The sequence below is a fragment of the Thalassotalea euphylliae genome (assembly GCF_042682785.1).
Taxonomy (GTDB): domain Bacteria; phylum Pseudomonadota; class Gammaproteobacteria; order Enterobacterales; family Alteromonadaceae; genus Thalassotalea_F; species Thalassotalea_F euphylliae.
Window position 1 is genome coordinate 711453 of record NZ_JBHUIB010000012.1, and the last position, 16955, is coordinate 728407.

A 16955-nucleotide genomic window follows, 5' to 3' on the forward strand; every position below is an offset into this window, starting at 1 on the left:
ACAACACCTCAATAAATATAACTGGTCAATTTTACATCAGTGCTTGGCGATAAGTTGTTACTGAAATTTACGCTCACGTAATCGTTTGTATGACTGAATCTGTGGTAAACTCCCCGCGAAATTTTTTAGAGGTGTTTTTAGATGTTCATTATTCGTTGGATTTTAGGTCGTATAATCTTGCTTGTTAATTTTCTGACCATGCCTAGAGGCCCTAAGTTATCTGCTGAGCAGAAGCAGATAATGAGTGAAAAAACACAACACTTAAGCCTGTATCAATTAACTGCATGTCCCTTCTGCGTGAAGGTAAGACGAGCGATGAAGCGTGAGGGTATTGAACTAGAATTACGTAACATAAAAGATACAAATTCGAATTATCGCGAACAATTAATGCAAGGTGGTGGCAAACCAACGGTGCCATGTTTGCGTATAGAAAAAGGCGACGACGAAGTGGAGTGGCTGTACGAATCAAATGACATTATTTCGTATCTGAAAACTGTAACGGCTAATTAAGTTAGCGGCTATCGCGAAATAAAAGTCCACTTCTCAGGTCTACTTATTCAATGCTGGCAATCGCCAGCATTGTTGTATCTGGAGGTGCTATGCTGATCAAAACAATTAAACCATCTGATATCAAAGAATGTCAGGTAACCGACGAAAAAGTGTATCTTAATCGTCGACAGCTGCTCAAAGGCATGGGCTTTATAGGAGCTGGTACCTTATTGTCACAAAGCGCATCTGCCGCGCCATTAGATTTTTGGGGCAATGACAAAAAAGGCACCTTCAAACAAACAGAGTTACTTTATCGTAAAGGTGCAGATATTGGCGAAACGCTGACGCCTGAAGCGAAAGTAACCTCCCACAATAATTTCTACGAGTTTGGCTTAAATAAATCAGATCCTGCCGAAAATGCCCAAGGGTTAAAAGTTAATCCATGGCAACTGAAAGTATCTGGCGAAGTCGATAATCCTATCACGCTTGAGTATGACGACCTCTTCAACAAATTTGACTTGGAAGAGCGTATTTACCGCTTACGCTGTGTTGAAGCGTGGTCAATGGTAGTGCCTTGGATTGGTTTTTCACTAGCAGACGTTATCAAACAAGCCAAACCTAATTCGAAAGCAAAATATGTGGCATTTGAAACGCTATATGACCCTGAACAAATGCCAGGGCAGAGAAGTCGTCGTATTGGTGGTGGTATAGATTATCCCTATGTAGAGGGCTTACGACTTGATGAAGCGATGAATCCGCTAACACTATTGAGTGTTGGCTTATATGGTAAAACGCTACCCCCGCAAAATGGCGCACCGGTAAGATTGGTTGTGCCTTGGAAGTACGGTTTTAAGAGTATTAAATCGATAGTGTCTATAAAGTTAGTTGAGCGCATGCCTCCGACAACATGGAATATATTGGCGCCTAATGAATATGGTTTTTATGCCAATGTAAACCCTGATGTTGATCATCCCCGCTGGAGCCAAGCAAGTGAGCGTCGTATCACGACAGGCGGCTTGTTTGCACGTAACCGAATTCCGACGTTACCGTTTAATGGCTACGGTGAAGAAGTTGCGCACATGTATAAAAATATGGATTTGAAGAGATTCTACTAATCGAGCAACTATTTTAGTCAATAGTTAAGCAATAGTAAGTACAGGAATTAGGTATGCAGTTAGGCCTAAAATTTATCATACATTTAAGTGCAGCCTTGCCGCTAGTGTGGTTATACTGGGGCGCTTTTAACGATACCATTGGTGCCGATCCGGTAGAAAGCGTGATTCACTTTACCGGTATTGGCGCGCTCAATATTCTACTTATCACTTTACTTGTTACTCCGTTAACCAAACGCTTTAAGCAACCCTTGTTCATGAAGTGCCGACGCTTGTTGGGTTTGTGGGCATTTACTTACGCGCTTCTGCATTTAGCAAATTTTATCGCTTTTGAACTGCAGTTAGATTTGTCACTCTTTGTTGATGAAGTGATCGAGCGTCCTTACATTACCATGGGGATGTTCGCATTCTGTGTGCTGTTTTTGTTGGCGGTAACGTCATTTAATCGCGTGAAGAAAACGATGGGTAAGTCATGGCAGAAACTACATAACTGGGTTTATGTGGGCGCAGTCGCTGTTGTCATTCATTTTTATTGGTCGATAAAGTCAGACATCTATGAACCTGGCCTCTATGCGGTTATTTTATTGTGGTTGCTGTATCTACGTAGAGAAAAGTTGAAACGCTGGTTAAAAAGAGTCTGAGCCACTTACCGCAAATTAATGTCGATTCACCGCAAATCACTGCGATAATATAACAATATTCCTTGTTGCAATCTTACCGGCATAATAACGTCATCAAGTTAACGTTTTTGAAACCTTTCAGCTATTCTCTAGCCAAAGGCAATTTACAAAAATAAAAGAATATTCTAACGGGAAATAACAATGCATAAAATTGTTCCATCGCTTGTGATGGCTGCGGTTTCTGTTGCGCTTTCTGGTTGTATGCAGTCAGAAAAACAAGACGCCAAAGTCACTATCAATAAAAATCCGTACCCGAGTACGTACCAATCACTTCCACAACAAAAAACGCTTATCCAAGGAGCTACTGTGCTTGTTGGTAACGGCGAGCGCATCGACAATGCAGATGTGTTATTTGCTGATGGAAAAATTGTTCAAGTAGGACAAGGGTTAGCGTCTGACGGTGCAACGGTTGTTGACGGCAAAGGCAAGTGGGTAACACCTGGTGTTATTGATGTGCACTCACACTTGGGGGTTTACCCGAGTCCGTCGGTAGAGTCTCATGCTGATGGTAACGAAATGACGTCACCTAATACCTCAGAAGTTTGGGCGGAGCACAGTGTATGGCCGCAAGACCCAGGCTTTGAAGCAGCTCGCGCTGGCGGTGTTACAACTCTTCAAATTTTGCCAGGTTCGGCAAACTTGTTTGGTGGTCGAAGTGTCACATTGAAAAACGTACCAAGCCACACTATGCAAGGGATGAAGTTTCCTGAAGCACCTTATGGGTTAAAAATGGCATGTGGTGAGAATCCAAAGCGTGTTTATGGTCAACGCAAAGAAGCACCTGGTACGCGTATGGGCAACATGGCTGGTTATCGCATGGCATGGGCTGAAGCCGCAGAATATAAGCGTGCTTGGGAAAAGTACGATGCTGATTATGCTATGGGCAAAAATCCAGAAGCGCCAGTGCGCGATATTGAGCTAGACACGCTTAGAGGTGTGCTAGACGGAGAAATCTTGATTCACAACCACTGCTATAAGGCAGAAGAAATGGCGATGATGATTGATTTAAGTAAAGAATTTGAATACCACGCAGGTACTTTCCATCATGCCATTGAAGCATACAAAATTGCTGATATGTTGGGTGAAAATGGCAACTGTGCCGCAATGTGGCCTGATTGGTGGGGCTTTAAAATGGAAGCCTACGACATGGTGGAAGAGAACGTAGCAATTGTTGACGCGGCGAAAAACTCATGTGCGGTTGTTCATTCTGACTCAAGCACTACTATCCAACGCTTGAACCAAGAAGCAGGTAAAATTCTTTTCCGTGCGAACGAAAATGGCTTCGCGCTGACAGAAGCAGACGCTATTCGTTGGATTACATCGAATGCTGCTAAGTCATTAGGTATCGAAGACAAAACAGGTAGCTTGGAACAAGGTAAAAATGCTGATGTTGTGGTATGGAACGGCAGTCCATTCAGTGTTTATGCACTTGCAGAACAAGTGTTTGTTGACGGCGCTAAGGTTTACGACCGAGCTGATGACAAGTACCAAGCGAAAAGTGATTTCATGTTAGGTCAAGAGTAGGGCGAGGAAAAACAATGAAAAACGTATTTAAAGCATCATTAGTAGCCCTAGCACTTGCCTCTGCAACTACAGCGAATGCCGCAACACTTGCGATCACTAATGCTAAAGTGCATACCGTGACTGATGCAGGCGTGTTAGAAAACGCGACTGTTATTGTTGAAGATGGCGTGATTACAGCGATCAACCCAGAGTCTTTTTCGGCTGATAGCGCAGAAGTTATCGATGCAAAAGGTAAAGTGTTAACACCAGGCTTCATTGTCTCATTAGATAACTTGGGTTTAGTTGAAGTGGGTGCCGTAGCGCGTAGCCGTGATGCAGGCGATAAAAAAGCTAACATCACATTCGATCCAAGTGTTGCTTTTAACCCTAAATCTACAGTCATCCCTATGACAAGAAAGGGTGGTATCACACAAGCTATAGTGACACCATCTGGTGGTGATGACATCTTCGCCGGTCAAACATTTGTAGCAAATTTATCGGGTCAGTTTGATAGTGTCGAGGCGGCTGGAAATGCGGTGGTTGTCGAACTTGGCAGTGAATCTAAAGGTTCTCGCGCATCGGCTATCTTAAAGTTGACTGAACAGCTAGAAGATGCACAAAAGGCTTTAGATAAGGCTGCAAAAGCTAATAAAGAAGACAAGAAAGAAGGCAAAGAACCTAAGCGCAGTGAGAAAGTGTTGAACGCTGTACTGAATGGTGAAAAGCCGTTAGTTGCACATGCAGATCGAGCGACAGATATTCTTGCGTTGCTTAAGTTGAAAGAACAGTTTGGTTTTGAACTGGTGCTAGCAGGCGCGGCAGATGCAATCTTGATTGCAGATAAAATCGCGGCGGCTAAAGTGCCGGTTGTGATGAACTCAATGCGCAATTTACCGGGTAGCTTTGATTCATTGCATGTCGACTTAACCAGTGCAGGCGTTCTATCGAAGGCTGGTGTAAAAGTTGTACTCACCACTAACGGTGATACGCACAATGGACACCTTCTTCGCTTTACTGTAGGTAACGCTGTGGCAAACGGTATGGATTACGATGCAGCACTGGCAGCTGTAACAGCAAATGTTGCAGAGGTATTCAAGCTTGATAGTGGCAGTATTGCAAAAGGAAAACCTGCAAACCTTGTACTTTGGGGAGCAGACCCGTTTGAATTGAGCACAAGCGCAGAAATGTTGTGGATTGATGGCAAGCTGCAAAAGCTAGAGAGCCGACAAGATGCACTGCGTGATCGCTATATGACTAAATCAGATATGCCACGAGGCTACACTAAATAACAAGTGTAGTTTACTGGGGGAAAGGGGCTTATAGCCCCTTTTTTTGTATGAAGAGCTGTATTAGCCGAGGCCGAGCTGTGCTTTTAGCACGTTAACAACGTTTTTCCCCGCAGCTTTTGCTGCACCTTCAGCAAATTTTTGAGCCACACCTTTGAATGTGGCTATCATTCTTTCAGTGTTTTGCTCTTTCTTAGCGGCTTCGTAGCCGGTTTTGAAGTCTAATAGCTCCTGCTTATCAAAAACAGATTCAAGCACTTCAAATAAGCCCGAAACAGATACTTTGATGATTTCCGTGTTAAATGAGTGGTCAAAGATGTGCTGGTGAATTTTGAGCTGCCCTTGAAGCCAATTTTTGGCAAGCGCGTCTTCGATAATTAGCAGCACCTTGTTACCGTCAGGCTCGAGTGTTGCTTTACTGAGTGCAGCCAATAAACGCCCCATTGCTTGATCTTCAATACGACCACCAAATTTGAGTGCTGCGTCGTAACGCATTTTTTTCACTTTATTCACGGGTGTCTTCAAGCGCTCACTGACGGTTTGATTGCTATGAATTGCTAAAGGCCCAGAGTTTTCAACTCCATATAAATCAAGTAAGTGCATAACCAATGCATCAATATCAGACTTAGGCATAGAGCCTAACCCAAACTTGAGGTAATTTTCGAGGAAGTCGCGTTGAAAGTTAGACATGCGTTCAGTTCCTTTGATTTAAATGTTATGTAAATCAGTATGCTATAAGTGCATGGTTGTTTCCAAGAACGTTAGACGTATATACTAGTGACATTAAATTACATATTTATGCTGTATTGATATTATGAGTTCATCATCACGTGCTCAAGGTTTTACCTTGATTGAGCTGGTTGTCGTGATTGTCATTCTTGGCATCTTGGCAGCTACCGCTGCGCCGAAATTTTTAGATTTAAGCCGCGATGCTAAAATCGCAACGCTAAATTCGATCAAGGGGACAATGGAGTCCACAATTGATTTAGTGAAAGCTAAAGCGCTTGTTAAGGGTTTGGAAGCATCAGAAACTAACCCTGGCGGGAGCGAGCAGTCTGATTACATTGTCGATTTCGGATTTGGTTCAGCTGAGATCGATTGGCGAAACCTATGTCCTGAAAGTAGTGCAGAATTGGGTGATCAGCTTGATATGATCGACTTTATTAACTTAGATAGTGAAGACATTACTGACCGTGAAAATAACCAGTACACCTTGATTGGTTATGACATACCTACAGGCTTCTCTGTGCCTACTGACCAAGGCTGTTACATAATCTACGATTCCTTTGGCGATCCAGACTGCACAGTGACCGTGGTAGCCGAAGACTGCTAAGCAGGTGCGAGTATTCATTAAAAAGCTAAGAAGGGTAATCCTTTCTTAGCTTTTTTTGTTTTGGGGCATTAACTATTAAATCCGTACCAATGGTAAGCGTTGTCGAAACAGATTTGCTGGAGTAATGAGGTATCAGCTAAAGATTGGCAGTACGTGTTCCAAACCGATTGATACGAGTGGCTGAATAAACATAGCGGAAAGTTACTGGCTAGCATAACGCGATGCGCACCGAAACAACTAATGGCAAAGTCTATCGTCTGTCTTGCCCATTCAAATTCGTATGTGCGATTTGTCATTTCCCAGCCTGAGCACTTCATTGCGATTGTGGGTAATGCTGCTAGCTGTTTCATGCCTTGTTGCCAGGTAATATCTTGAGCTAAGGCTTCTTTCGGCCAACCAGCATGATTGACGATCACTCTTGTATTTGGTGCTTGCTCTAGTGCAGTTGTTAATAGGTGAATAGACGTTAAGTCGCTGATGGGCATTTGTAACTCGAAATGGAGATCGTAGTAACCGAGCATATCGAGTTTGTCGGCAAAATCAGGGTCACTCATTATATGGTGCGCGTCGTCATCCAGTATGTGTCGAACGCCTACCACTGATTTATACTCTTTTAGCTTTAAAACAGCTTCATGCACTTGTTTAATATCTTGTGAGATATCGATAGTAGCAACAGACTTGAATGGCATTAATACGGTGCTTTCAAGCCATTGAATTTCGCGCCATGGCTGCTCGTTATCAAAGCCGGCTTCAATATGAACAAATCCAGCAACTTGATATGGCTTATCGACGGATAAATCTTGCTGTGAGAAGTCTTTTGCGATGATTGCTTTGTCTGGCCATAGCGGCGGGTTTTCAGGCTTAAGCCAAAGGTATTTTCCTTGGCTTAAGTCAAATAAGTGAACATGCGGGTCGATAATATTCATGAATGGCTCTATTGTGTGGTGAAACCACCGTCAATTGCGTGAAGACTGCCAGTAATAAATTGTGCATTGTCACTCGCTAAGAAAAACACAAGATCTGCGACCTCTTCTGGTTGTCCTAATCGCCCAAGCGGCTGCATCAATTCGTGCTCTCGATGAACTTCAGCTTTATCCGCGCCTGATTTTGCGCAGTAGTTGTCTATGGCTTTGTGATAAAGAGGGGTTTCAATAGTGCCTGGACAAACAGCGTTTGCACGAATATTAAATTCAGCGTAGTCCAGTGCTGTCGTACGAGCCATGGAAGCAATAGCCATTTTAGATAAGTTGTATGCAAACGAATTTGTCTTACCGATAAATGATTGATCACTGGCTACGAAAACAACAGAGCCTTGCTGCTTTTCGCGCATAAATGGCATTGCAGCTTTGGTAAAGGCAAATGCGCCTTTAACGTTAATGTCCAGTACACGGTCAAAATCTTCTTCGCTCGTGTTTTCTATATTGGCTGATAAATGAATACCAGCATTAGGCACTAAAACATCAATGCCATGGTCTCGCCCGATAGTGGTAACAGCATCAATAACTTGCTGGTAGTTTCTCATGTCACATTCGACAAATGTGCCAGCATCACCAGGGGTAATATCCAAGTTAAATACCGTAAAACCTTCTTGTTCAAATTTTTGGGCAATGCTAAGGCCTATGCCAGAACTACCGCCACTGATGACGCATACTTTTTTCATGAAAATACCCTTGTCCTGATGTCTTTGCATCAATAATACGATTAAATTGTGTGGTAAATATGTAGATAAACAATCGTTGCTGTTTCAATAACACTAATGGCTTAGATAGTTGTGAAGCATCGCGTTAAGCTCTCGACAAGTGTCTTGTAGCGATAGTTGCGAGGCGATAGCTGGCGTGAGATCACGATATAGTACTTTATCGATCAAGCTGTTGGTTAGCATAAACACAACCATGTCACATGCTTCTTGTGGGCTGGCGTGATTGATCTCATTTTTATGTGCCATTAATAACGATGACATTCGTTTATATTCGCTGCTTCGCGTGCTTAATTGCTCTGGCGTTAGAATCTCTGGATACAGGCGAGCATTCAAATGCAAGGTCCGTAAAACACCAGCATTGTCAGTTAAAAATGTCAGGCTTTCGTTCACTAAAACTTCTACTTGCGATTGCAAATTGCTCGCTGGTTGTTGCTCTAATGTATTTACCCAGCTTTTTAAGTGCTCAGAAAATTCTTGATAAAGCAGAGGTAACAGGGCCTCTTTGTTTTTAAAGCGGCGATAAAAAGTACCTACCGATACACCGGCCATTTCGGTGAGCTGGGCTATACTGATATGTTCAAAAAACTGTTCTTGTAAACAGTCACTTAGCGCCGTTAACAGCTTTTTCTGTGTCTGTTGGCTGCGGGTTTGTTTTGCTTCGATAAAAGGAGCGTCTTGCATGTTCATTAAACTAAAATGTGAATGCGGATTTACATATTGTGTTTGCTTAGGTAAATTACCGCTAAATTTCTTTTCTCTGTTCAGAGGCAGTTTATGTTAACCAACCCATTAAGTCGAGCCATCAAAAGTATGGCCAGTGCATTGTCCATGGCTATTTTGACTTGTTCACTTCCTGTACTCGCTGAGGATTTTGTTAGCCACAATGAACCAACTTTTGTGCTGCAAAACGTTACCCTGATAGACGGGTTGGGTGGAGCGCCTAAAGTAGGGCAGTCTATATACGTCAAAGAAGGGGTGATCACCGACATAACTGACGGTTCTGAGAATGCGAGCGGTGAGTATAAGGTCTTGGATTATGAAGGTTATACGGTGACCCCAGGATTTGTGATGATGCATGAACATATGTTTTATCCAACAGGTAAGGCTAACTACACCGAAATGATATATAGCTTCCCTAAGCTTTATTTAGCGGGCGGGGCGACCACTATTCGGACGGCTGGTACAACAGCTCCGTACGCAGACTTAAATTTGAGACAAGCTATTATTGACGGTAAAACCTTTGGTCCAGATATGGATGTTACAGCGCCTTATTTAAATGGTCCGGGTTTACCTATAAAAAAGATAAAATCATTAAAGAGTGCTGAAGACGCAGAACGAATGGTTAAATACTGGTCACACGAAGGCGCTTCTTCCTATAAAGTGTACATGCAAATTCGCCAGGACGAATTGGCGCGTGTAAATAAGCTAGCGCACTCGAATAACCGGAAGGTAACTGGGCATATTTGCTCCATAACTTTTGAAGAAGCTGCAAATTTGGGTATCGATAATATTGAGCATGGGTTTATTGAAGCTAGCGATTTTGTTGAAGACAAAGTAAAGAACAAGTGCCCGAATTCAAAAAAACAAACAGACTCTATTTTAGCGCTCGCAGATGATGATCCTAAAATAAAGAAATTAATTAAACATTTGGTTGATAATGACGTGGCCATCACCTCTACCTTAACCGTTTTTGAGACGTTTGCTAAATCGCGCCCTATTGCGCCGAAACAGGCACTTGATGTATTAACCACTAACGTTAAATTTCAATACCTAGGTCATTGGTCCCGTATTCAAACGAGTGATAACGAAGACTGGCTGAAGCTACTTAAAAAAGAAATGGCATGGGAAAAGTTGTTTGTCGAAATGGGTGGCCATTTAATGGTAGGCACTGACCCAACTGGTTATGGTGGGGTAATCGCGGGGTTCAGTAACCTGCGTGCAATTGCACTATTAGTCGAGGCGGGCTTCAGCTTTGAGCAGGCGATTAAAATTTCTACCATCAATGGTGCGACATTTTTAGGGAAAGACCAGCAGATTGGCAGTATCAGTATCGGAAAACGCGCTGACTTAGTATTGTTTAAAGGTTCGCCACACAAAAATATTGATGACATCTCTACGGTGACGACTGTCTTCAAAGCAGGTGTTGGTTATAATTCGCAGGCCATATTTACGGCAATGAAAAATACCGTAGGTTTACACTAATGCTCAAACGACTTTCTTCAATAAAGATATGGCTGGCTGTTGCGGTGATGATGTTGCCATTGGCTCATTCAAATGCGCAACAAGCGCGTTATTTTGAGCAGCCAATAGAAAGCAGAGTAGAGAATGTATCTGAATCTTGGAAAGTTGAACTCATACCGTTTCCACTAGATTTTGCGCCTGACATTAAGCTTATTGGCGACGAAGAACTATTGTTTGCTCCAGAGATGTACGATGCTGACAGTGAAAACTTTTTCTCTTATGTATTTGTTTGGCAGGTAAAATCCAAAAAACTGCTTAGTGTTGAACAGATCGAAGCAGATTTTTACCGTTATTACGATGGCTTGTATCAAGCAGTTGCAAAACAGGTATCGAACAAAACCTTGTCGATTAGGGTCAGTGGTTCAAATTCGCAAGGGACTGGAAGTATTCATTGGGTTGAGCCTTTTGTGACTAAACAGCCTCAAAAGTTGCAATTTATCTATACGCAAAAGCAATGCGAATTGAACGGTGAAGTGCAGCTTTATGTGCAAGTATCGCCGCAACCTAACGTTCATCCTATTTGGCAACAAATGTCTGAAATAAAGACTAAAGGCTGTCATTAAATTGCGGTAAATTGCATAATACGCGCATTGTGAAAAACAGAGGCTAAATTGATGAAAGTATGTGGTGTAGAGCTTAAAGGAAACGATGCCATTGTGTGCGTAATGTCACTAGAAAATGGTTTATATGATATCCCGAGTATCCGCGTTCCAAAAATAAGCATTGCAGATGCAGGAAATGCTGAAGAAGTGCGTAAATTTCAATTTACTTTCAAAAAGCTGATGCAAGATTACGACATCAACAAAGTGGTCATTAAAGGGCGAGCGTTAAAAGGAAAATTTGCTGGCGGACCTGTTGGCTTTAAACTAGAAGCGGCTATTCAATTGATTGAAGAGTTAGAAGTAGAGATTCTATCTGGCAGCTTTGTGAAAAACGCGCTAGCTAAAAGCCAAGTAGACATTGATTTTAGGGACACAGGGTTGAAGAAGTTCCAACAAACGGCCTTTGAAACCGTGTTTGCATCTTTTGAAGCGCGATAAAAATTAACCAAAGAAATGAGAAAGGGAAGCATATGCTTCCCTTTTTTATTATCCACAGAAATAGCTCACCATAAGCTATATTTATATTGCTTACCCGAGCGTAGTTATCACTTTTCAAACGTCTGCGAAAATGATTTAATCGGGTATAACAACAAGTCAGACCACTTACCAGTGGTCAAGAATTGAGGAAGAAACAATGCCAGAATATAAAGCGCCCGTTCGAGATATGCAGTTTGTAATGCAAGAGCTACTCGATTGTGAAACGCACTATCAAACACTTGGTTACGAGGAAGCAACGCCAGATATGATCGATGCAATCATGAGTGAAGCGGCTAAATTTAACGAACAAGTTTTAGCACCTATCAACCAAATTGGCGATGAACAAGGTTGTACGTGGAATGACGGTGTTGTAACAACACCTGATGGTTTTAAAGAAGCGTATCAACAATATGTTGAAGGTGGCTGGCCAACTCTATCTCAACCTATCGAATTTGGTGGCCAAGGCCTACCGCACTCATTAAACACAGCAATTGGCGAGTTTAGCTCGGCAGCCAACCATAGTTTCGCTATGTACCCGGGCCTTAGCCATGGTGCTTTAGCAACGTTAGAAGCGCACGGTACTGAAGAACAAAAAGCGATGTTCATGCCTAAACTTGTTGAAGGTACGTGGACAGGTACTATGTGTTTAACTGAGCCACATTGTGGTACCGACTTAGGTATGCTTCGCACTAAGGCTGAGCCTAACGAAGATGGTACATACTCATTAACAGGTACTAAAATTTTCATTTCCGCGGGTGAGCACGACTTATCAGATAATATCGTCCACATTGTGATTGCGCGCATTCCAGGCTCCCCTAATGGAACCAAGGGTATTTCATTATTTATCGTACCTAAATACGATGCGACACCAGACGGTGAGCGAGGGGAGCGCAATGGCGTAAACTGTGGCTCTATTGAGCACAAAATGGGTATCAATGCGAATGCTACGTGTGTAATCAACTTCGATGGTGCAAAAGGCTACTTAATTGGTGAAGTAAACCGTGGTTTGAACTGTATGTTCACGTTCATGAATGCAGCGCGTTTAGGTGTTGCTAATGAGGGTGTTGCTGCGGCGGAAGCAGCTTTCCAAGGCTCATTGGCGTATGCAAAAGATCGCTTGCAAAGTCGTTCTTTGACAGGCCCTAAAAACCCAGACGGCCCTGCAGATAAAATTATTGTGCATCCAGACGTGCGTCGTATGCTATTGACGCAAAAATCGATAGCCGAAGGCGGCCGTGCCTTAAATGGTTATTTAAGTCAGCTTGTTGATGTTGTAGAAGCAAGTAAAGACGATGCAGCAGTAGCTGAGGCAAATAGCAAGCTAGCGCTATTAACGCCAATTGCAAAAGCGTTCTTAACTGAGCTAGGTTTAGAATGTACTAGCCACGGTGTTCAAGTATACGGTGGTCATGGCTTCATCAAAGAATGGGGCATGGAACAGTTGATGCGTGATACAAAAATTAGCTGTTTGTACGAAGGTACAACTGGTATTCAAGCATTAGACTTACTTGCACGTAAAATTTTGGGTTCGAAAGGTGAATTGATTAAGCCATTTGCCGCTGAAGTAACAGCATTCTGTACAGATGCGATTACCGATGAGCAAATGAGTGAATTCATCAAACCGATGATTACTATAGCGCCAAACTGGCAGAAAATGACCCAAGAAATTGGTATGAAAGCGATGCAAAATCCGGATGAGATTGGAGCAGCATCGGTAGATTACTTGATGTACTCGGGTTATTTAACGCTTGCGTATTTCTGGGCGAAAATGGCGAAAGTGTCATTAGACAAACTTGCTGCTGGCACAGATGATAAAGCCTTTTATGAAGCGAAAATCAAAACAGCGCGTTTCTATTTCGACCGTGTGCTACCGAGAATTCATGGTCACGCAGCGTGTATCGAGAATGGTGCTAACGCAATGATGGCGCACAGCGAAGAAGAGTTTCTTGTATAGTCTCTAGCTTAGCCTACAGTTGAAGAGCCGGTTTTACCGGCTTTTTTTATGTCTGAAATATATTATTTACTGGCGGTACTAGTAATGAGCAAAAAACTTTACTAACGTACAGCATGGCAGTTACGTTATAGGGAGTTGTAATGCGTATATTCGTCTTATCTGTTTTTCTTTTCTTATCTGGGTGTTCGAGCGTCCCGAGTGACACCAATACTACCAAGCTGATTTTATCAGATGCCCCTTTTGTCACGAGTAATGCTGAAGTTGTCTTCGAAGAGCAAGTCTTTGCATTAACACCAGAGCAACAAGCCGACTTCATGCGGTTTTACGAAAAAAAGCGTTCGCAAGGAAAAAATGCACATCAGGCGGTTAGCGACTTCTTACTGGCTAAGCTCAATAACTTTTCTTACTTTGGTGAAACATATACAGCATCTGAGGCGATGGCGCATTCAAAGGGAAATTGCATGAGCCTTGCTATCTTAACGACAGCGTTGGCAAACTTGGTAGGTGTTGAATATGGCTACAGAGAAGTGAGTACGCTGCCAGTTTTTGAAAAGCACAGTGGGTTGTTACTCTCTTCTTCTCATGTACAAACTAAGCTATTTGAGCCGATTAGCGAAGACGCCGAAAAATTCAGTATATTTGTCCGAGACGGTATTTTGATTGATTACTTCCCGGATTCGAACAATATTAAAGGTCAGTATCTCAAATACCCTCAGTTTTTAGCGAAGTTTTATGTCAATAAAGCGTCTGATGCATTGATAGAAAAAAGAATTGATGAAGCCTTTGCATACGCGAGAGCTGCGTATGACCAAGCGCATGATAGTCCTGAAGTGCTTAATATCTTGGCGGTTATATACCGTCGTCAAGGCGAAGAACAAGAAGCAGAGCGCATATATCAACACGCTGTTTCATTAGCGCCTAATAACATCTCTTTGTTAAGTAACTATTTGGTGTTGCTAGAGAGGCAAGGGCGACAAGCTGAAGCTGGCACTATTCTTACTAAAATGGCTCAGTTAGATGACCCCAACCCATACAGTTGGCTAGACCAAGCTTACTTGGCAAAAAGCCAAGGGAAAAACCGACAAGCTATAACCTATTTTAAGAAAACGATTGAACTAGCGCCTTATGTGAAACCGGCTTATGTGGGTTTATATAATATCTATATGGAAAAAGGGCAGGAAACCTTGGCTAAAAATACGTTATCGCGCGCCCTTGAGTGGACACATGGAACAAAAGAGCGACAGCAGCTTAAATACAAGTTGTATGGCAGGAACGCCGCTGTCGAGGTTTTAGAGAGCGAGTAACTTACTCGGTAATCACTTGCATGGCTTTGACAAGGCGCGGGTCGTTAATATCTGAGCTGGTGTATTTAAAAATAATTTCACCTTTGCGATTTACAAAAAAAGTTGTAGGTGTACCAACAACGCCCATTTCTTCTGCTAGCTTGTCGCCATCAACTGCTGTTTTAAACGTATAACCTCTAGCTGCCAACACGTCTTGTGGCGTAGCGCCTTGGTCTTCATTAAAACTTACCGCAACAATTTGTGTATCTTGCTGCGCAAATTGCTTTTGCAATTCATCGAGTTTTGGCTGCAAGCGTTTGCAGTAAGGGCACCATGTGGCCCAAAAATGAAGGATCACGGGTTTTCCTTCATAGTCGCCCCAATTTATTGTATCGCCGTGTTGCGTATTCAATGACCAATCAGGCACAGCACTTTTACTGTCGTTCGCAAAAGCACTGAATGAAAATAGGAATGTAGTCAGCAATAGAGTGACGAATGATTTCATAAATAACTATCCAAGTTTAATGACAATATCAGGTTAAAGATATTGACCGTACAAGCGCTTATAGTTATTCACGCTATGTGTAATTTTATATCTGTAAACCTTATTGGTACGTCGCCAAAATTTTATCAGCAGTTTTCGCAGCAATCATAATGACAGGGGCATTCGTATTGCCACTGATGAGCGTTGGCATAATAGAACCATCGATAACTCGCAAGCTCTCGATACCATGGACTTTGAGTTCGCTGTTGACTACGGCCATGTCATCATTTCCCATTTTACATGTACCGACAGGGTGATAAATGGTGTTTGCTTTGTTGCGCAGAAATTCGAGAATATCTTCATCTGACTGGCATTGTTCACCCGGCATTATCTCGTTACCCACCTTACTAGCGATAGGGTCTTGAGCGTAAATATCGCGCACCCGGCGAATAGCTTCAATCATTAACTTTTGATCGTCCGGATGATCAAGCATATTAAGATGGATTTTAGGGTGAAGGTGAGGGGCCTTACCAAACAAAGTGACACTGCCTCGGCTTTTTGGCCGCAATAAACACGCATGGACAGCTACCCCGTATTGAAACAACATCTTCATGTTACGACCATGATCATCCATAGCGGCAGGAATGAAATGCAGCTGTAGGTCAGGTCTGTCGACTTGTGGTGATGTTTTGATAAAACCACCAGCTTCTGCAATGGCACTGGTTAGTACACCAGTGCCTTCGGTAAAGAACTTCATCGCGCTTGGGGCTAGTTTAGCCAGAGCTTTTGGACGATAGGCAATAATGTCAGTATCTTTATATTCTTTAACGACTAATGCATCGACATGATCTTGCAGGTTTTGACCCACGCCAGGGGATTCATGAAGTAACGCGATATCATGTTTTTCAAGCTCTTCTTTGGGTCCTATTCCCGACAACATGAGGACTTGAGGCGAATTAAAAGCACCAGCACTAAGTAGCACCTCTTTCGATGCATGGATAACGGTTTGTTCACCTTTTCGCTTAAATTGCACGCCAGTTGCTCGTTTACCGTCTAACAGTATTTTTTCAACAAGTGCATCAGTGATTACGGTAAGGTTTGTACGTTCTAGATTAGGCGTTAGAAAGGCTTTGGCTGCGCTACAGCGTTTACCGTCTTTTTGCGTCACCTGAAAATAGCCCACGCCTTCTTGTTCAGCACCGTTGAAATCATCATTAGCTGGAAAGCCTGCATTGACACTAGCTTCAATGAAACGATCAAAAATGGGTAATTTTGAGCGAGACTCAGCAACATTGAGAGGGCCATTGACACCATGGTATTCACTGGCTCCACGTTCTTGATGTTGTGTTGCTTTAAAATAGGGGAGCACATCATTCCAGGCCCAGCCTGCATTACCCTGTGCTGCCCAATCATCGTAGTCTTGATGTTGCCCTCGGATATAGAGCATGGCATTTACCGAACTACTACCGCCAAGTGTTTTTCCTCGGGGGTTAAATACTTGCCTGCCATTCTGAGAAGGCTCAGGTGAAGAATCATAAAGCCAGTTGTACTTTTGACTTTTCATCAGTTCAACAACACCTGCTGGAATATGCACTAGTGGAGAAGAATCTTTCGGACCTGCTTCTAAAAGGCAAACAGTAAATTGTCCACTTTCTGATAGTTTGTCCGCTAACACACAGCCAGCCGAGCCACCGCCAATAATGATAAAGTCGTATTGTTCCATAGTGCTTATCGTTTATTTTCGTTTTTTCTTTTTAAGAATTTATAACGAATATGTATCGTTCTTGCGAGAAAAATATTCGATTGGTCACA

General features: G+C 42.7%; 17 protein-coding genes. 11 read left to right on the top strand and 6 right to left on the bottom strand.

What is annotated here, in order from left to right; translation table 11 throughout:
* Nucleotides 1–141 precede the first annotated feature (141 nt).
* The 5 genes from ACFSJY_RS17590 (at nt 142) to ACFSJY_RS17610 (ending at nt 5073) form a co-directional block, all read left to right on the top strand.
* Complete coding sequence (locus tag ACFSJY_RS17590; RefSeq protein ID WP_386037401.1) at nt 142–510, top strand: glutaredoxin family protein; 369 nt, start codon at nt 142–144, stop codon at nt 508–510.
* Between the two features lie 89 nt (nt 511–599).
* The gene (msrP, locus tag ACFSJY_RS17595) at nt 600–1604 is read left to right on the top strand and encodes a protein-methionine-sulfoxide reductase catalytic subunit MsrP (protein ID WP_386037405.1); all 1005 of its coding nucleotides are present in this window, start codon (nt 600–602) and stop codon (nt 1602–1604) included.
* 53 nt (nt 1605–1657) lie between these two features.
* Nucleotides 1658–2242: a protein-methionine-sulfoxide reductase heme-binding subunit MsrQ gene (gene msrQ, locus ACFSJY_RS17600; RefSeq protein WP_386037408.1), complete on the top strand. Its 585-nt coding sequence runs from the start codon at nt 1658–1660 to the stop codon at nt 2240–2242.
* Between the two features lie 180 nt (nt 2243–2422).
* Entirely contained in the window at nt 2423–3805 is a 1383-nt protein-coding gene (locus ACFSJY_RS17605) for an amidohydrolase (protein WP_386037411.1), read from the top strand.
* Nucleotides 3806–3819: 14 nt separating this feature from the next.
* A complete protein-coding gene (locus ACFSJY_RS17610) occupies nt 3820–5073 on the top strand; it encodes an amidohydrolase family protein (protein ID WP_386037414.1) in 1254 nt (417 codons plus the stop codon).
* Nucleotides 5074–5133: 60 nt separating this feature from the next.
* On the opposite strand, the gene ACFSJY_RS17615 is transcribed toward ACFSJY_RS17610, so the two are convergent.
* Nucleotides 5134–5760, bottom strand: a complete 627-nt coding sequence (locus tag ACFSJY_RS17615; protein WP_386037417.1) for a hypothetical protein — start codon at nt 5758–5760, stop codon at nt 5134–5136.
* A gap of 124 nt (nt 5761–5884) precedes the next feature.
* On the opposite strand from ACFSJY_RS17615, the gene ACFSJY_RS17620 reads away from it, so the two are divergent.
* The gene (locus tag ACFSJY_RS17620) at nt 5885–6403 is read left to right on the top strand and encodes a type II secretion system protein (protein WP_386037420.1); all 519 of its coding nucleotides are present in this window, start codon (nt 5885–5887) and stop codon (nt 6401–6403) included.
* 68 nt (nt 6404–6471) lie between these two features.
* Here ACFSJY_RS17620 and ACFSJY_RS17625 read toward each other — a convergent pair whose 3' ends face one another.
* From ACFSJY_RS17625 to ACFSJY_RS17635, 3 genes are all read right to left on the bottom strand, one after another.
* Nucleotides 6472–7329 (bottom strand): amidohydrolase family protein, encoded by an 858-nt coding sequence (locus ACFSJY_RS17625; protein ID WP_386037423.1) that lies wholly within the window; start codon nt 7327–7329, stop codon nt 6472–6474.
* Between the two features lie 8 nt (nt 7330–7337).
* On the bottom strand, nt 7338–8063 hold the full coding sequence (locus tag ACFSJY_RS17630) for an SDR family NAD(P)-dependent oxidoreductase (protein ID WP_386037426.1): 726 nt from the start codon (nt 8061–8063) through the stop codon (nt 7338–7340).
* A gap of 93 nt (nt 8064–8156) precedes the next feature.
* Nucleotides 8157–8783 carry a TetR/AcrR family transcriptional regulator gene (locus tag ACFSJY_RS17635; RefSeq protein ID WP_386037429.1) on the bottom strand — a complete coding sequence of 209 codons (627 nt, stop codon included), beginning with the start codon at nt 8781–8783 and terminating at the stop codon, nt 8157–8159.
* A gap of 93 nt (nt 8784–8876) precedes the next feature.
* Between ACFSJY_RS17635 and ACFSJY_RS17640 the strand changes: the two genes are divergently transcribed.
* From ACFSJY_RS17640 to ACFSJY_RS17660, 5 genes are all read left to right on the top strand, one after another.
* Nucleotides 8877–10304, top strand: coding sequence for an amidohydrolase family protein (locus tag ACFSJY_RS17640; RefSeq protein ID WP_386037432.1), 1428 nt, complete (start codon nt 8877–8879; stop codon nt 10302–10304).
* Complete coding sequence (locus tag ACFSJY_RS17645; protein WP_386037434.1) at nt 10304–10906, top strand: hypothetical protein; 603 nt, start codon at nt 10304–10306, stop codon at nt 10904–10906. Before ACFSJY_RS17640 ends, ACFSJY_RS17645 begins: the two co-directional genes overlap by 1 nt.
* 51 nt (nt 10907–10957) lie before the next feature.
* Nucleotides 10958–11383: a DUF3010 family protein gene (locus ACFSJY_RS17650; protein WP_386037437.1), complete on the top strand. Its 426-nt coding sequence runs from the start codon at nt 10958–10960 to the stop codon at nt 11381–11383.
* A gap of 196 nt (nt 11384–11579) precedes the next feature.
* Nucleotides 11580–13376, top strand: coding sequence for an acyl-CoA dehydrogenase C-terminal domain-containing protein (locus tag ACFSJY_RS17655; protein ID WP_386037440.1), 1797 nt, complete (start codon nt 11580–11582; stop codon nt 13374–13376).
* Nucleotides 13377–13516: 140 nt separating this feature from the next.
* The gene (locus tag ACFSJY_RS17660; RefSeq protein ID WP_386037443.1) at nt 13517–14680 is read left to right on the top strand and encodes a tetratricopeptide repeat protein; all 1164 of its coding nucleotides are present in this window, start codon (nt 13517–13519) and stop codon (nt 14678–14680) included.
* A gap of 1 nt (nt 14681) precedes the next feature.
* Here ACFSJY_RS17660 and ACFSJY_RS17665 read toward each other — a convergent pair whose 3' ends face one another.
* Both ACFSJY_RS17665 and ACFSJY_RS17670 read right to left on the bottom strand, forming a co-directional pair.
* The gene (locus ACFSJY_RS17665) at nt 14682–15164 is read right to left on the bottom strand and encodes a TlpA disulfide reductase family protein (protein ID WP_386037446.1); all 483 of its coding nucleotides are present in this window, start codon (nt 15162–15164) and stop codon (nt 14682–14684) included.
* A gap of 100 nt (nt 15165–15264) precedes the next feature.
* Nucleotides 15265–16866: a GMC family oxidoreductase gene (locus tag ACFSJY_RS17670; RefSeq protein ID WP_386037449.1), complete on the bottom strand. Its 1602-nt coding sequence runs from the start codon at nt 16864–16866 to the stop codon at nt 15265–15267.
* Nucleotides 16867–16955 lie beyond the last annotated feature (89 nt).

Bases quoted from the DNA above. Each gene is read 5' to 3' on its own strand.
- ACFSJY_RS17620 (WP_386037420.1), top strand. From the start codon at position 5,885: ATGAGTTCATCATCACGTGCTCAAGGTTTTACCTTGATTGAGCTGGTT.
- ACFSJY_RS17615 (WP_386037417.1), bottom strand. From the start codon at position 5,760: ATGTCTAACTTTCAACGCGACTTCCTCGAAAATTACCTCAAGTTTGGG.
- ACFSJY_RS17630 (WP_386037426.1), bottom strand. From the start codon at position 8,063: ATGAAAAAAGTATGCGTCATCAGTGGCGGTAGTTCTGGCATAGGCCTT.
- ACFSJY_RS17605 (WP_386037411.1), top strand. From the start codon at position 2,423: ATGCATAAAATTGTTCCATCGCTTGTGATGGCTGCGGTTTCTGTTGCG.
- ACFSJY_RS17625 (WP_386037423.1), bottom strand. From the start codon at position 7,329: ATGAATATTATCGACCCGCATGTTCACTTATTTGACTTAAGCCAAGGA.
- msrP (WP_386037405.1), top strand. From the start codon at position 600: ATGCTGATCAAAACAATTAAACCATCTGATATCAAAGAATGTCAGGTA.
- ACFSJY_RS17655 (WP_386037440.1), top strand. From the start codon at position 11,580: ATGCCAGAATATAAAGCGCCCGTTCGAGATATGCAGTTTGTAATGCAA.
- msrQ (WP_386037408.1), top strand. From the start codon at position 1,658: ATGCAGTTAGGCCTAAAATTTATCATACATTTAAGTGCAGCCTTGCCG.
- ACFSJY_RS17670 (WP_386037449.1), bottom strand. From the start codon at position 16,866: ATGGAACAATACGACTTTATCATTATTGGCGGTGGCTCGGCTGGCTGT.
- ACFSJY_RS17610 (WP_386037414.1), top strand. From the start codon at position 3,820: ATGAAAAACGTATTTAAAGCATCATTAGTAGCCCTAGCACTTGCCTCT.
- ACFSJY_RS17590 (WP_386037401.1), top strand. From the start codon at position 142: ATGTTCATTATTCGTTGGATTTTAGGTCGTATAATCTTGCTTGTTAAT.
- ACFSJY_RS17645 (WP_386037434.1), top strand. From the start codon at position 10,304: ATGCTCAAACGACTTTCTTCAATAAAGATATGGCTGGCTGTTGCGGTG.
- ACFSJY_RS17650 (WP_386037437.1), top strand. From the start codon at position 10,958: ATGAAAGTATGTGGTGTAGAGCTTAAAGGAAACGATGCCATTGTGTGC.
- ACFSJY_RS17635 (WP_386037429.1), bottom strand. From the start codon at position 8,783: ATGCAAGACGCTCCTTTTATCGAAGCAAAACAAACCCGCAGCCAACAG.
- ACFSJY_RS17665 (WP_386037446.1), bottom strand. From the start codon at position 15,164: ATGAAATCATTCGTCACTCTATTGCTGACTACATTCCTATTTTCATTC.
- ACFSJY_RS17640 (WP_386037432.1), top strand. From the start codon at position 8,877: ATGTTAACCAACCCATTAAGTCGAGCCATCAAAAGTATGGCCAGTGCA.
- ACFSJY_RS17660 (WP_386037443.1), top strand. From the start codon at position 13,517: ATGCGTATATTCGTCTTATCTGTTTTTCTTTTCTTATCTGGGTGTTCG.